This window comes from Shewanella sp. MF05960 (genome assembly GCF_050849305.1).
Taxonomy (GTDB): domain Bacteria; phylum Pseudomonadota; class Gammaproteobacteria; order Enterobacterales; family Shewanellaceae; genus Shewanella.
This window is the reverse complement of record NZ_JBOZPS010000017.1, coordinates 68,712-85,383: the sequence shown is the minus strand read 5'-3', so window position 1 is coordinate 85,383 and position 16,672 is coordinate 68,712. Positions and strand designations below refer to the sequence as shown.

The window sequence follows — 16,672 nt, the reverse complement described above, 5'->3', positions numbered from 1 at the left end:
TACGCATAAATGGATATTTGAGCTAACTTGAGTGAGTCTAGCGAGCGAACGTCCCAATAATGATTTGGAACCCCTGTCTAGATGACAAAAAAGATAAATTCACATCCAGAACCCAACTCTCTTGAGGTTCGGCCACGTCCAAAAACGGTTAACCACCGTAATGCGACGACCACGCCAGAGATGCGTCAATTTATTCAACAATCCGATTATAGCGTCAGTCAACTCTCTAAAATTCTAAATATCAGCGAAGCCACTGTGCGCAAATGGCGTAAGCGTGACTCAATCGATAACACCCCAAATACTCCACACAAACTAAACACCACGTTGTCACCTATGGAAGAGTACGTGATGTTAGGGCTGCGTTATCAACTCAAAATGCCATTAGACAGATTGTTAACCGTCACGCAAAAGTTTATTAATCCTAATGTGTCTCGCTCAGGCCTAGCGCGCTGTTTAAAGCGTTTTGGGGTATCAAAACTCGATGACTTTGATAGCCCTTTTGTGCCAGAAAAATTCTTCAATCAGCTCCCTATCACTCAGGGTGCCAATATTCAAACGTATACCGTAAACCCTCAGACATTAGCTGACACCTTGGCACTACCGAGTCCAGATCATGACAACGTAGTACAGGTGGTGTCCTTGAGCATCCCCCCGCAACTCACAGAGCAACAAGCTTATTCTGTTTTATTGGGGGTCGACTTTAAGTCTGACTGGGTTTACCTAGATATTTATCAAGACAGCCATACCCAGGCGAGTAATCGCTACATGGCTTATGTGCTAAAGCACGGACCGTTTTATCTACGAAAATTATTAGTACGTAACTATCACACTTTTCTTGCTCGTTTTCCTGGAGCAAGTCAATCAGCCGCGAATGCAGCTGCATCCCAACACCAGATAACTGAACCTCAGTTGTCCAACGGAGACTCATATGAGCCAATCCAGTAATATCGACAAGCGTTTAAATAAACGTTTAAAAGACATGCCCGTCGCCATTGTCGGCATGGCGAGCATCTTTGCCAATTCACGTTATCTGAATAAATTTTGGGATTTAATCAGCGAAAAAATTGACGCGATTGTGGATATTCCAGACACCCATTGGAATGTAGATGACTATTACCATGCCGATAAGTCTGCGCCCGATAAAAGCTACTGTAAACGAGGCGGTTTTTTACCTGAAGTCGATTTCAATCCAATGGAATTTGGCCTGCCACCTAACATCTTAGAATTAACCGATACCTCACAGCTATTGTCATTAGTGGTTGCCAAAGAAGTGTTAGCCGACGCTGGTGTCGATGCGCAATATGATACAGACCGTATTGGTATTACGCTGGGCGTGGGCGGCGGACAAAAAATCAATCACAGCTTAAGTGGTCGCCTACAATATCCTGTACTCAAAAAAGTATTCAAAAACAGTGGTATTAGTGACGCAGATAGCGAAATGCTGATCAAGAAGTTTCAAGACCAATATATCCACTGGGAAGAAAACTCGTTCCCAGGGTCGCTCGGTAACGTGATTGCTGGCCGTATTGCTAACCGTTTTGACTTAGGCGGCATGAACTGTGTGGTCGATGCGGCTTGTGCTGGCTCGTTAGCGGCCATGCGCATGGCCATTACTGAATTAGTTGAAGGCCGCAGTGACATGATGATCACCGGCGGCGTGTGTACCGACAACTCACCGTCGATGTACATGAGCTTCTCAAAAACCCCAGCGTTTACCACCAATGAAACGATTCAACCGTTCGATATCGATTCAAAAGGCATGATGATTGGTGAAGGCATTGGCATGGTGGCGATTAAGCGCCTTGAAGATGCTGAGCGCGATGGCGACAAAATTTATGCAGTCATTAAAGGTATTGGTGCCTCATCAGACGGTAAGTTTAAGAGTATTTATGCACCCCGCCCTGAAGGCCAGGCCAAAGCATTAAAACGCGCTTATGATGATGCCGGTTTTGCGCCACATACAGTCGGACTCATTGAAGCACACGGTACAGGTACCGCTGCAGGTGATGTTGCCGAATTTAATGGCTTAAAATCGGTATTTGCTGAAGACAACGACAGCTTCCAGCACATCGCCCTAGGCTCAGTTAAATCACAAGTGGGCCACACCAAATCAACCGCTGGGACGGCTGGCTTAATTAAAGCGGCATTAGCATTGCACCACAAAGTCTTGCCACCAACGATTAACGTGAGTGAGCCACATCCTAAACTGGGTATCGATGATTCACCATTTTATCTCAACACCGAAACTCGCCCATGGTTGCCTCGCCCTGACGACACACCGCGCCGCGCCGGAATTAGCTCGTTTGGTTTTGGTGGCACTAACTTCCACATCGTGTTGGAAGAGTATCGTCAAGATCACGCCCGTAATGACAAATATCGTCAACGCGCGGTACCACAAAACCTGTTAATTCATGCTGATAACAAAGCCGATTTGCAAGCTAAACTGACTGAACTACAAACTGAAATCAACGCCATTGATATCAGCCAAGCCAATACTCAAGAGCTGGTACTAAACGAGCTTGGACAGCGTTTTGCTATCTCTGACATTGCGCCAACAGCCGCGCGATTAGGGTTAGTCGTTGCCTCCATTGCAGACTTAAGCACGCAGTTAACACAAACATTGGCGCAGTTAAGTAGCAACACAGATCTACAGTGGCAATTGCCGTCTGGCACAAGCTATCGTAGCGCCAGTTTAGTACACAAAGGCGCTAAGCCCAAAGTGGCGGCACTGTTCGCGGGTCAAGGCGCACAATACGTCAACATGGCCACCGAGCTTGCGTGTTTCTACCCTGAAATGCGCCAACAAGTCATGCTTGCAGACAAAGTATTTGCTAAGCATAAGCAAACACCATTGTCGCAAATTATGTACCCTATTCCGGTATTTTCGGCCGATGGTATTGCTGCGCAACAAGCCGCCTTAACCAACACAGCCTATGCACAAAGCGCCATTGGTGCGGTTAGCATGGGTCAATATGCACTGTTCACTCAAGCCGGTTTTAGCCCTGATATGGTCGCAGGCCACAGTTTTGGTGAACTGTCAGCATTATGTGCTGCAGGCGTGATTAACCAGGCCGATTATTATCAGTTGGCATTTGCTCGAGGCCAGGCCATGGCTGCGACGCCAGCCGATCAAGACCCTGGCGCCATGTACGCTATTATTGTTCCGCCACAAGCAGCAGAACAAGGAGTAAGCCAATTAGAAAACTGCATCAGTGTTTTTGATGGAGTAAAAGTTGCTAACTACAATGCGCCAACGCAATTAGTGATTGCTGGCCCTACAGACGCTTGTGCTAATGCAGCTAAAGCCATTACTGCAGAGTTAGGCTTTAAAGCGATTGCCTTGCCAGTGTCTGGTGCATTCCATACCCCGTTAGTCGCCCACGCGCAAAAGCCATTTGCTAAAGCCATTAGCAAGGTTAAGTTTGCTAAGCCTAAAGTGGCGTTATATGCCAATGGCACAGGTCAACTTCACCCAAGCGATGGCAAAGCGATTCAAGCGGCCTTTAGCGAACATATGCTGCAATCGGTACGTTTTAGTGAGCAACTCGTTGCCATGTACGATGCCGGTGCACGTGTATTTGTTGAATTTGGACCTAAAAACATTTTACAAAAACTGGTTGAGGCGACATTAGGCAACAAGTCAGAAGCGGTCACTGTTGTCAGCCTAAATCCTAACCCTAAAGGCAGCAGTGATACACAGTTGCGTCAAGCGGCAACGCAATTAGCGGTATTAGGTGTGGCATTAACTGAGGTTGACCCTTATCAAGCACCAATAGCTGAACTTGCAAAAGTGTCTCCAATGAACGTTAAGCTCACCGCAAGCAACTACATCAGCCCAAGCACACAAGCCAAAATGAACAAGTCATTGCAAAACGGCGAAGTCACCAGCAAGACAGTGGAAGTGCCTGTCGAGAAGATTGTGGAAAAAATAGTGGAAAAACAAGTGATCAAAACCGAATACGTTGAAGTGGCCAGTGCACCTACAGCATCAGATCAAGCGCCTCTTACACAAACGAATGCACCGCTAGCACACACTAGCCAAACAACAGCTCAAGCACCAGTACATGCCAATGCCGCTGTTAACAACGACAGCTTAAGTGCATTTTTTGCCGCTCAACAACAAACGGCAACATTACATCAGCAGTTTTTAGCTATTCCACAACAGTATGGCGATACCTTTAATCATTTGATGACGGCCCAGGCGCAAATGGCCTCATCAGGGGTTGCTATCCCAGAAAGCTTGCAACGCTCAATGGAATTATTCCACCAGCATCAAGCGCAAACACTGCAAAGCCACACACAATTTTTAACCTTACAAGCACAAACTAGCCAGGCTGCATTGGCCATGCTACAAGGTCAAGCACCGACAGCGCCAGTGAGTGCATTTGCCAATACCGCGGCCGCACCACGACACGTTGTTCAATCTTCGGTGGCAGTAACACAACCTTTAGTGGCTCCAGTGATTGCCCAAGCTCCTGCTACACAAGTACTTGCACCAGCGGTTGTATCACCACGTCCTCAGGCTCAAGCTGCTCAACCGTCTGTCACGCCACAAGCGGTCACTCAACCAACAGCATCTATGCCAGCAACGGCATCTGTTGCAAGTGCATCTACAGGATTGTCAGCAGATAAAGTTCAACAGACTATGATGACTGTGGTTGCCGACAAAACCGGCTACCCTACTGAAATGCTTGAACTTGGCATGGATATGGAAGCCGATTTAGGCATCGACTCCATCAAGCGTGTGGAAATTTTAGGTACCGTACAAGATGAGTTACCAGGCTTGCCAGAGCTCAGCCCTGAAGATTTAGCCGAGTGTCGCACCCTAGGTGAGATTGTGAATTACATGCAATCTAAATTATCATCAGCGCCGGCCTCTACATCGACTCAAACGACTAGCACACCAGCACAAGTATCAGCAGCATCAACGTCAGGCTTAAGTGCAGACACTGTACTTAGCACTATGCTAAGTGTGGTTGCCGACAAAACCGGTTACCCAACTGAAATGCTTGAGCTTAGCATGGACATGGAAGCCGATTTAGGCATCGACTCCATCAAGCGCGTAGAGATTTTAGGTACAGTGCAAGATGAGCTACCAGGCTTGCCAGAACTCAACCCTGAAGACTTAGCGGAATGCCGTACTTTGGGCGAGATTGTTGATTACATGCAATCTAAGCTGTCAGCGGTTCCAGTGGCTGCACAAGTTCAAGCGCAAACGGTCCAAACATCAGCACCTGCATCAGGCTTAAGCGCGGAAACAGTGTTAACCACCATGATGTCAGTGGTTGCCGACAAAACCGGTTACCCAACGGAAATGCTTGAACTTGGCATGGACATGGAAGCCGATTTAGGGATTGACTCTATCAAGCGCGTCGAGATTTTAGGCACAGTGCAAGATGAGCTACCAGGCTTACCAGAACTCAACCCAGAAGACTTAGCAGAGTGCCGCACCTTAGGCGAGATTGTTGATTATATGCAATCTAAGCTAGCGCCAGTGGCTGCACAAGTTCAAGTGCAAACGGTGCCAACATCGCCTGCTCCAGCATCAAGCTTAAGTGCAGAAACCGTACTCACGACCATGATGTCAGTGGTAGCCGATAAAACCGGTTATCCAGCAGAAATGCTTGAACTGACCATGGACATGGAAGCAGACTTGGGTATCGATTCAATCAAGCGCGTCGAGATTTTAGGCACAGTGCAAGATGAGCTACCAGGCTTGCCAGAACTCAACCCTGAAGACTTAGCAGAGTGCCGCACTCTAGGCGAGATTGTTGACTACATGCAATCTAAGCTATCAGCTACTCCTGTGGCTGCACAAGTTCAAGCGCAAACATCAGCGCCAGCATCAGGCTTAAGCGCGGAAATCGTGCTCACTACCATGATGGCCGTTGTAGCCGATAAAACCGGTTATCCAGCTGAAATGCTCGAGTTGACCATGGACATGGAAGCAGACTTGGGTATCGACTCAATCAAGCGTGTGGAGATTTTAGGTACCGTACAGGATGAGTTAGCCGATTTACCTGATCTGAACCCAGAAGATTTAGCCGAATGTCGTACATTGGGCGAAATCGTCAGCTATATGCAAGCAACCCTAGGCGCGCTAAATTCAACCGCGACAACCACAGCAGAGCAAAACATAACAGCTAAGCCAACACTTGATAGCTCTGACTTACCGCCACACAGCGGGGTAGCGCTAAAAAAGTTGCCAGCGGCGGATAAACTAGAAGCATGTTATTCAACAGACAGCTGCATTGTCATCACAGATGACGGCCATAATGCCGGTGTACTTGCTGAAAAACTGAATGCAAAAGGATTAACCGTCGCCGTTATTCGTAACCCAGAAAGCATCAGCACAGCTCATTCGCCTTTAAGCAGCGACATCAGCAGCTATGCCTTAACCAGCATTGATGATGCAGCCATTGCCAAGGTAATAAGTGAGATTAGCGCTAAACACCCTATTGCGGGTTTTGTGCACTTACAACCGCAGTTTAACGCTGACAACAAAAAACTGGTCAGTTGCAATGAGGCAGCAAAAGCCGCTGTTGATAACGCCTTTTTATGGGCGAAACATCTGCATGCTGAATTTGCTAAGCCACTGCAATCACGCTTGAGTTACTTTACCGTAAGCCGTATTGATGGTGGCTTTGGCTACCTTGATAGCGCGGCACTAAGCAAAGCAGAGCTTAACCAGGCTGCACTGTCTGGGCTCACCAAAACCTTAAGCCATGAATGGCCAAATGTGTTTTGCCGCGCGCTTGATATCGCCAATGATATTGATGCCAAATCGTTTGCCAATGCCATTATTGCTGAACTGTTTGATGTTAATGGTGCAGCGCCAAGTGCTAAACGCATTACCGAAATCGGCATTAGCCAACAAGGTCGCGTAACGTTAACCGCAGCGAGCCAACCTAACACCAGTGCAAGCTATCCTGCTGCCCAACTGACACAGCAAGACAATGTGTTAGTGACTGGCGGCGCTAAGGGTGTGACCTTTGAATGTGCGTTAACACTGGCCAAACAATGCCAATCGCATTTTGTATTAGCCGGTCGCAGTCAACACCTAGGCAATGACATGCCAGCCTGGGCTCAAGGTAAACAAGCCTCTGAGCTTAAAGCAGCAGCCATTGGTTACATTCAATCGCAAGGCGCTAAACCCACACCAAAGCAAATTGATGCGTTAGTGTGGCCTGTACAAAGTAGCTTAGAGATTGACCGTGCCCTCGCCGCCTTTATCAAGGTAGGCGCCAGCGCGCAATATGTTGCTATGGATGTCAGCAATGCTAAAGGCGTTATCGACGCACTGGCAGAGTTAACCGATGCTAACGGTAAAAAGTTAGTCATCAATGGTGTCATTCATGGTGCTGGCGTACTGGCAGATAAGCATATCCAAGACAAAACATTGGATGAACTGAACCGCGTATACAGCACCAAGGTGACTGGTGTGGCAAGCATTATTAATGCGCTTGAACCACAACAAATCAAATTGGTTGCCATGTTCTCGTCGGCGGCTGGGTTTTATGGCAACACAGGTCAAAGTGACTATGCGATGTCGAATGAAATCCTTAATAAAACCGCATTAAAATTGGCCGCACAATTGCCACAAGCCAAAGTCATGAGCTTTAACTGGGGCCCATGGGACGGCGGAATGGTGAGTTCTGCGTTGAAAAAAATGTTCGTAGAACGTGGCGTGTACGTCATCCCGCTTGAGGCCGGAGCCAATTTATTTGCTCATAGCTTACTCAGCACGCAAGGCGTGCAAATGTTGATTGGTTCAGACATGCAAGGCTCAGCCACACTGGATGCAACTGCAAAAAAGCCTAATGCGAACACTTTGCCGCACGCAGAGGGTTCGCTGACGTTTTCTGCTCCATATTGGGCTGCTGATACCCAAACCATAACGGTGACACGGGTGCTGCAACCTAATGAGCTTGCATTTGTAAACGATCACCGCATTGCCGGCAACCCAGTGTTGCCGACCGTGTGTGCTATCCAGTGGATGCGCGAAACTGCACAAACCTTATGCCATGTGCCTGTGAGTATTGCTGACTATAAATTGCTTAAAGGGGTTATTTTTGACACCGACCAGGCACATTTACTAAATCTGCAACTCACCCACACAGACACAGGCTTAAGTGCATTGATTTCGAGCTGTGTGTTAGACGAGCCTGACAGCACAATGAAGCCGCAATATCAGGCAACATTAGTTGTCAATGGCGCGCTAACTCCCACCGCGGTTGCTCAGTCATCGTTACCTGCAACCGTGCTGCAAAAGCTAGCACAGATGCCCGCAATACACGCTGGCAACACCTTGTATCAAAACGGCACCTTGTTCCATGGGCCGCGCTTGCAGGGTATTAAGCAAGTGTTGAGCTTTGATGATGCGCAGCTGTTGTGTGAGGTTAAGTTACCGCAAATTGACCCTGCCGACTGCCCAGGCTTTGCACCATCGGCAGTATCCGGTGGTAGCCAAATATTTGCCGAAGATTTGCTGTTACAGGCCATGTTGGTTTGGGCAAGGCTCAAGTACGATGCTGCCAGTTTGCCATCATCAATGGGGCAATTTATCACGGTAGCACCTTTTGCCAGTGGCGATCAGGGTTACATCCAACTTGAGGTGTTAAAACACAGCGGCAGAATGTTAATGGCCAATGTGAGTTTGTATCATCAAGATGGACGTTTAAGCTGTCAAATGCGTGATGCCAAAATCACCATTAGCAAAACGCTGAATCAGGCCTTTATCAATCAGCCTGCGAACCAGCCTGAAAATCAGCACAGCAAGGATACCGTGTGACCTTTTTAGTAAACGCGATGTCCGCAGATCAGCAAGCAGCGTTAACCGAAAAGTTAACCGCTGATCTCAAACAACAACAAGCCAAGCCAATGCGCCTGGCCTTGTTGTTGGCTGCGCCTGATGCAAAAAGTGCGAGTAATTTATCCATAAAGCATCAGCCGTTAGAAGCTCAGTTGTTAGAAGCTAAGTTGCTAGAAGTCCTGTTGTTAGACGCGGCAGGTCTACTTGGCAATCACAGCTGCGATATTGTGAGTCTTAACGATAAACTGTGGATTATGCCGGCAATTACTGCGGCTAAAAATGGCTTACATGCTCATGCCTATTTAAATGGAATAGGTTGTGGTGATAACACCGAGCAAGCAATGGTTCAAGCACTCGCTCATGCCAAAAGACAACATACTCAACCTCAAGCGGTAGAGTTAACTCAGGCTAATAATGCACTCAATGCATTGGTCGCGCTTATCGAAGACATTGCCTATCGACGTGTGCCCAACAGCCAAGGTTTTTGGTTTACCCCAGCACACCAAAGCCGCGTGGCAAGCTTGTGTTACCCGAGTAACATCGGTGTGCTCGCACTCGTGCTCACACAAGGCAATCAATTACTGAGTGCTAAACCATTATTAGCAGCAAACCGATTAATGCTGCCAGTATCAGCACAGAATATTGCCCAGTTACACTCACAGTTAACCGCCGTTTGCGACGCTCTCAGCGAGCCATGCGATGAGCTAGGCCTGCTCAAATTTATCCACCAACAATGGCAACAATACCAATCGCAAGCGCCTTATGCCTTGGTGTTAATGGCGACGAGTCAAAGCGGTTTACAGCAAGAAGCATCTACCATGCTCGCGGCACTCGAAGCGCAGCAAACTCAACACAGCACAACGCTTAACAACAAAAAGTTACACTACAAAACACCTGCAGGCAGTTGCTTTACCGCTTCACCATTAGGAGCTTCAGGTCTGAGTTTTGTCTACCCAGGTGTCGGCACGGTTTACCCGCAGATGTTTAGCCAGCTCGGTCATGTTTTTCCTAAGCTATTTGCTAAGTTAGAAGCGCAAGGCGACTTGCCAGCCATGCTGCAAACTCAAGCGATTTATGCCACAGCAGAGAAAAACAATAACCACATGAGCCTCAGTGAGCTTGCCATTGCGGGTGTGGGCGCAAGTTACATGCTTAGCAAAATATTGCAGGATGAATTTGAGATAACACCGGCCTTCGCTTTAGGCTATTCGATGGGCGAAGCCGCCATGTGGGCCAGTTTAGGTGCATGGCAAGCCCCGCATCAGTTAATCGATTCAACCCGAAATAGTAGTATTTTTAATCAAGACATTTCAGGTGAGCTTCGCTGTGTGAGACAAGCCTGGCAATTAGCAAATGATGAACCAATAGTGTGGAACAGTTTTGTGACCCGCGCGACCGTTGCGGACCTTAGCCCGCACTTAGCCGATTATCCACGGGCGTACATTGCTATTATTCAGGGCGACAGTTTAGTGTTAGCCGGCTGCGAAGAAAGCTGTAAAGCATTACTCAAACAAGCCGGTAAACGTGGCATTGCGGCCAATAGAGTCACGGCAATGCATACCCCAGCGGCACTCAATATTGTTGACGATGTAAAACAGTTTTATCTGCAGCCATTAGCTGCAACGCTACCCTCATCGACCCAATTTTTATCGGCAGCGCAAAAACAGCCAGTTGAATTAACATCACACGCCATTGCTCAGTCAATTGCCGACACCTTTTGTCATCCGCTGGACTTTAGCCAGCTTATCAGCGACTCAATTAGTCATGGCTGTCGTTTATTTGTCGAAGTTGGCGCCGACAGACAAACCGCCACTTTAATCGATAAAATTATTGGCCAACAAACCACAGATGTGCAGGCACAATCGTTGGCCGTCAATGCCAAAGGTGCTGACGACATCAACAGTTTATTGAAATGTTTAGCCCAGTTAATGACTCACAGAGTACCCATGTCATTAACCCCGTTTATGCAAAGCTTAAACGAAGCCATCGAACAACAAACCTTATTCATTGCCGCCAACAGTTTTGCTGTTGAGCATGGTGACACTTTATTAGAAGGAGAACCTCATTGAGTTCTCAAGCTGCTCCCAAGATAGCCATTGTAGGCTTAGCCAACCAATATCCCGATGCCGATACCCCGGCAAAATTTTGGCAAAACTTAATTGATAAAAAAGATTCGCGTAGCCAAATAAGCGCACAAAAACTCAATGCATCACCAGATGACTATATTGGTGTTCAAGGGCAATCAGACCGTTTTTATTGCGATAAGGGCGGCTACATTCAGGATTTCAGTTTTAACTCTGATGGTTATCATATTGATAGCAGTGCTTTTAAAGGCCTAGACGACAGCTTTTTATGGGCCACAGATACGGCACGTAATGCGTTAGCTGATGCAGGGATTACCGATCTTAATCATCCTGGCTTACAGCGTACCGGTATTGTGATGGGCACCTTGTCGTTCCCAACCGCTAAGTCAAACCAGTTATTTGTGCCGCTGTATCACAGCGTGGTCGAAAAAGCCTTACAAACCAAATTACAGCAGCCTAATTTTGTGTTGCAAGATTTTGGGTTAACCGCACAAACCGAGCAACATAATTGGCGCAATGGCGCAGTGGCTCACAATGCCTCAAAGCTAGTAGCAGATGCCTTAGGGCTGGGCGGCGCGCAATTAAGCCTAGATGCGGCCTGTGCTAGTTCTGTTTATGCATTAAAGCTTGCCTGTGATTATTTGCATACTGGCAAAGCAGACATGATGCTGGCTGGCGCGGTATCGGGTGCAGATCCCTTTTTTATCAACATGGGCTTTTCGATTTTTCATGCCTATCCAGACCACGGCATTTCAGCACCGTTTGACAGCAACAGCAAAGGCTTGTTTGCCGGTGAAGGTGCTGGCGTCTTAGTGCTTAAACGCCTTGAAGATGCCCAGCGTGATGGCGACCATATTTATGCCCTCGTCAGCGGCATTGGTTTATCAAACGACGGTAAAGGCCAGTTTGTGCTTAGCCCAAACAGTAAAGGTCAGGTGCAAGCCTTTGAGCGAGCATATCGTGAAGCCGCCTCATTAGACTCAAGCATTACCCCTGCCAGCATTGAAGTAATTGAATGCCATGCCACGGGGACGCCATTAGGCGACAAAGTTGAGTTAACTTCAATGGAGCGCTTTTTTGAAGACAAACTCAATGGCAGTGCCACGCCATTGATTGGCTCGGCTAAATCTAATTTGGGCCACTTACTCACCGCTGCAGGCATGCCAGGCATTATGAAAATGATTTTTGCCATGCGTGAAGGTGTGTTACCACCGAGTATTAATATCAGCGCACCTATCGCCTCTCCTAATGGCTTATTTGGTCAGGCAACCTTGCCCAATGAAGTGCTACCTTGGCCAGATAAAGCCGGTAATCGCGCCCGTCATGCTGGCGTGTCAGTCTTTGGTTTTGGGGGGTGTAATGCTCACCTGTTATTAGAATCGTACTGCGATAACACGGCAACATCACAACAACCGACTCAGGTGATCAACGCCAGCGAAAAACCGATGCATATTACCGGGATGGCAGCTCACTTTGGCCAGTGCAGTAACATCAACCAACTGGCCGAACGTATTCGCGCCAAACAGAATCTATTTACCCCATTGCCCACTCAGCGCTGGAAAGGCATTAACAAACATCCAGAATTGTTGGCCAAATACGGTATTGAGCAGGCGCCTCATGGCGCTTACATTAATCAATTCGACTTTGACTTTTTACGCTTTAAAGTGCCGCCGAATGAAGACGACCGATTAATATCGCAGCAGTTGTTACTGATAAAAGTCGCCGACGAAGCCATTGTGAATGCTAACCTCAAACCCGGTAGCAAAGTGGCCGTGTTAGTGGCCATGGAAACGGAATTAGAATTACACCAATTCCGCAGCCGAGTGAACTTGCACAGACAGCTAGCGCAAAGCCTCGCCGCTCAAGGCGTTAAGCTCAGTGAAGATGAATACCAGGCCCTTGAAGCTATCGCCATGGACAGCGTGCTCGATGCCGCCAAATTAAACCAGTACACCAGTTTTATTGGCAATATTATGGCGTCGCGGATTTCATCGTTATGGGACTTTAACGGCCCAGCCTTTACGATTTCAGCCGCTGAACAATCGGTTAATCGCTGTATTGATGTGGCGCAAAACTTATTTGCCATGGGCTCGTTACAAGAACCGCTCGATGCGGTGATTATTGCTGCGGTCGATTTGTCTGGCAGTATTGAAAACTGCCTACTCAACAATGCATACCTGCAAGCAGCAGGAATGCAGACAAGCACAATCCACTTAGGTGAAGGTGCTGGCGCGATTGTATTACAGCAGGATCATCCAACCGACAGCTTTGCCAGTATTGATAGCGTGCTATTTGCCAAGCAAGATAAGCTCAAACTCGAGCAAACCTGCGATATTAACGAACTTAATATTGCACCACTTTGCCAACAGTCTGATTTTGGCCTGCAGTTAACGAGTCAGTTAACTCAAATGGCTAAGCCAAATAGCATTACAAGCGCCCAGCATGTGTTAGGCCATACCTTTGCCGCCTCTGGCATGGCAAGCTTGCTTAATGCACTTATCCAAAGCCAGCAATTACAACAAGCGGACGTTAATGCACAGGTGATTAGCGCCAGTGAAAACCAATACTCACGCATTGGTTTATCGCTCAACACATTACAGCAGCAGGCGCTTGCAAGTCGCTTAAGTCAGCCACTGACAGAACAGCTAACCAAAAGTGCCAAATTGAGTTTAATTAAACAAGTCAGTTTAGGTGGCCGCGATATCTATCAACATATCGTCGACAGCCCAGTTGCTGCTATCGATAATATTGTCAATCAATGCGCCGCGATAAAACCCGTTTCAGTGGAACAAGCCCCGAATAAAATCAATAATAACGAGCCTATTATGCCCGCAAGTCATTCAGCACAGATTCCAGGTTCGCAGCCTCAATCAACAGACAATCACATTAATCCAACTCAAGGGATTAACTCGGCGATACCACCAGCACATTTAACGGCTTTCCAGCAAAATCAATGGCTAGCACAACAAGCCCACTTAGCGTTTTTAGCCAGTCGTGAGGCAGGGTTAAAAGTCGCAGACAGCTTGTTAAAATCACAACTGGCTTCGATGACGTCAGCCGCAACAGCGCAAACAATAGCACCAACGATAACAACCAATGCACCAACTCAGCATTACGTTGAAGCTCAACCGGTACTGGCAGAGCGTAAACCTAACCATGCGCAGGTTCCGGCCTACACCGCCCCCATTCCGGCAGATAAACCGTGCATTTGGAACTACGCCGATTTAGTGGAATATGCCGAAGGTGATATCGGCAAAGTATTTGGCCCAGATTATGCCATCATCGACAGCTATTCACGCCGCGTCCGCTTACCCACTACCGACTACTTATTGGTGTCTCGCGTAACCAAACTTGATGCCACTATCAATCAATACAAACCTTGCTCAATGACCACAGAGTACGACATCCCAGTTGATGCGCCATATCTGGTTGACGGCCAAATTCCCTGGGCAGTCGCGGTTGAGTCAGGCCAGTGCGATTTAATGTTGATTAGCTACTTAGGCATCGATTTTGAAAACAAAGGCGAGCGCGTTTATCGCCTACTCGACTGCACCCTAACCTTCCTAGGTGATTTACCGCGTGGCGGCGACACCCTACGTTATGACATTAAAATCAACAATTTTGCCCGCAATGGCGATACATTATTGTTTTTCTTCTCGTACGAATGTTTCGTCGGCGACAAGATGATTTTGAAAATGGACGGCGGATGTGCTGGCTTCTTTACTGATAAAGAATTGTCTGATGGTAAAGGCGTTATCCAAACCGAAGATGAAATTAAACTGCGTCAGCAAGTGCTTAACAACCCGAATAAACCGACATTTGCACCGTTACTACACTGCACACAATCAGCCTTTGATTATGGTCAAATCCACCATTTATTAACCGGCGATATTGGCAGCTGCTTTGGTGGCGAACACGTTGGCCACCAGCTGCAAACGGGCATGCAAAAATCGCTGTGTTTTGCGTCTGAAAAGTTCTTAATGATTGAGCGCGTAAGCAACTTACAAGTGGGCGGCGGCACATGGGGCCTAGGGTTAGTTGAAGGCCACAAACAATTAGCGCCAGACCATTGGTATTTCCCGTGTCACTTCCAGGGCGACCAGGTGATGGCCGGCTCATTAATGGCTGAAGGCTGTGGCCAATTACTGCAATTCTTTATGTTGCATATTGGTATGCATACGTTAGTTGAAAACGGCCGTTTTCAACCGCTGGAAAATGCCTCGCAAAAAGTGCGTTGTCGTGGACAGGTGTTACCGCAACACGGCGAGTTAACTTACCGTATGGAAGTCACAGAAATCGGTATTTCGCCACGTCCATATGCTAAAGCCAATATTGATATTTTGCTTAATGGCAAAGTAGTAGTCGATTTCCAAAACCTCGGGGTGATGATCAAAGAAGAAGCGCAATGCACCCGCTACCTTGGCGACTCAATGGCTAATACAAGCACCAAGCCAACAGCAGACACAACAAATCAAACACCAACTGGCATAAACAACTCAGCCAGCCAGCAAGATGTCGCCCCGTTAATGGCGAAAATAGCCGACACCAATGCAGCAACCAATAAAGGCGTTATCCCGCTTAAACACGTTGCAGCACCGCAAGTCAGCGCTGATTCTAAATACGCTAACCGCATGCCTGATACCGTGCCTTTTACGCCGTATCATATGTTTGAGTTTGCTACTGGCGATATTGAAAAATGCTTTGGGCCAGACTTTAGCATTTATAAAGGGCTGATCCCACCGCGTACACCTTGCGGTGATTTACAATTAACCACCCGCGTTATCGACATTAACGGTAAGCGTGGCGAATTGAAAAAACCATCATCGTGTATTGCTGAATATGAAGTGCCAACAGATGCATGGTATTTTGCCAAAAACAGCCATCAGGCGGTAATGCCATATTCGGTGTTAATGGAAATATCATTGCAACCTAATGGTTTTATTTCTGGCTACATGGGCACCACATTGGGTTTCCCTGGGCAGGAGTTGTTTTTCCGTAACCTCGATGGTCACGGCATCTTATTGCGTCATGTCGATTTACGCGGCAAAACCATCGTTAACGATTCGCGTTTATTGTCGACCGTGATTGCAGGCAGCAATATTATTCAAAACTTTACCTTTGATTTAAGTGTCGATGGCGAACCGTTTTATACCGGCGGCGCAGTGTTTGGCTACTTTAAAGGTGATGCGCTAAAAAACCAGCTTGGCATTGATAACGGTAAAATTACCCAACCCTGGCATGTCGACAACAATGTCGCAGCCGACACCATTATCAACTTGCTCGATAAGCAATCGCGAGTGTTTAATGCGCCTGCACATCAGCCACATTACCGCTTAGCCGGTGGTCAGCTTAACTTTATCGACACGGCAGAAATCGTCAATAACGGCGGCAAATATCATCAGGGCTATTTGGCAGCGTCACGTACCATCGACCCAAGTGATTGGTTCTTCCAATTCCATTTCCATCAAGATCCGGTAATGCCCGGTTCATTAGGCGTTGAAGCTATCATCGAGTTAATGCAAACTTACGCGATTACTAACGATTTAGCCGCTGGTTTTACCAATCCTAAATTCGGCCAAATTTTGTCTGATATAAAATGGAAATACCGCGGCCAAATTAACCCGCTCAATAAACAAATGTCTTTAGATGTTCACATCAGTGCAGTGAAAGACGAAAACGGTAAACGCATCATCGTTGGCGATGCCAATTTAAGCAAAGATGGTTTACGTATATACGAAGTAAAAGACATCGCTATTTGTATTGAAGAAGCCTAGCT

General features: G+C 47.3%; 4 protein-coding genes. All 4 read left to right on the top strand.

Annotated elements, in window-relative coordinates; genetic code table 11:
* Window positions 1-81: 81 nt before the first annotated feature.
* Genes ACROAE_RS16145 through ACROAE_RS16130 form a run of 4 tightly spaced genes read left to right on the top strand, consistent with a single transcriptional unit; the run spans window position 82 to window position 16,670 of the window.
* The gene (locus tag ACROAE_RS16145; RefSeq protein ID WP_432403582.1) at window positions 82-945 is read left to right on the top strand and encodes a transcriptional regulator; all 864 of its coding nucleotides are present in this window, start codon (window positions 82-84) and stop codon (window positions 943-945) included.
* Entirely contained in the window at window positions 929-8,791 is a 7,863-nt protein-coding gene (locus ACROAE_RS16140) for an SDR family NAD(P)-dependent oxidoreductase (RefSeq protein WP_432403580.1), read from the top strand. Before ACROAE_RS16145 ends, ACROAE_RS16140 begins: the two co-directional genes overlap by 17 nt.
* Window positions 8,788-10,881 (top strand): PfaB family protein, encoded by a 2,094-nt coding sequence (locus ACROAE_RS16135; RefSeq protein WP_432403578.1) that lies wholly within the window; start codon window positions 8,788-8,790, stop codon window positions 10,879-10,881. Before ACROAE_RS16140 ends, ACROAE_RS16135 begins: the two co-directional genes overlap by 4 nt.
* Window positions 10,878-16,670: a beta-ketoacyl synthase N-terminal-like domain-containing protein gene (locus ACROAE_RS16130; protein WP_432403575.1), complete on the top strand. Its 5,793-nt coding sequence runs from the start codon at window positions 10,878-10,880 to the stop codon at window positions 16,668-16,670. The genes ACROAE_RS16135 and ACROAE_RS16130 overlap by 4 nt, the downstream gene beginning before the upstream one ends.
* The last annotated feature ends 2 nt before the right edge of the window (window positions 16,671-16,672 follow it).

What these genes read in the sequence shown, in the direction of transcription:
- ACROAE_RS16145 (WP_432403582.1), top strand. Translation starts at nt 82, where the DNA reads ATGACAAAAAAGATAAATTCACATCCAGAACCCAACTCTCTTGAGGTT.
- ACROAE_RS16140 (WP_432403580.1), top strand. Translation starts at nt 929, where the DNA reads ATGAGCCAATCCAGTAATATCGACAAGCGTTTAAATAAACGTTTAAAA.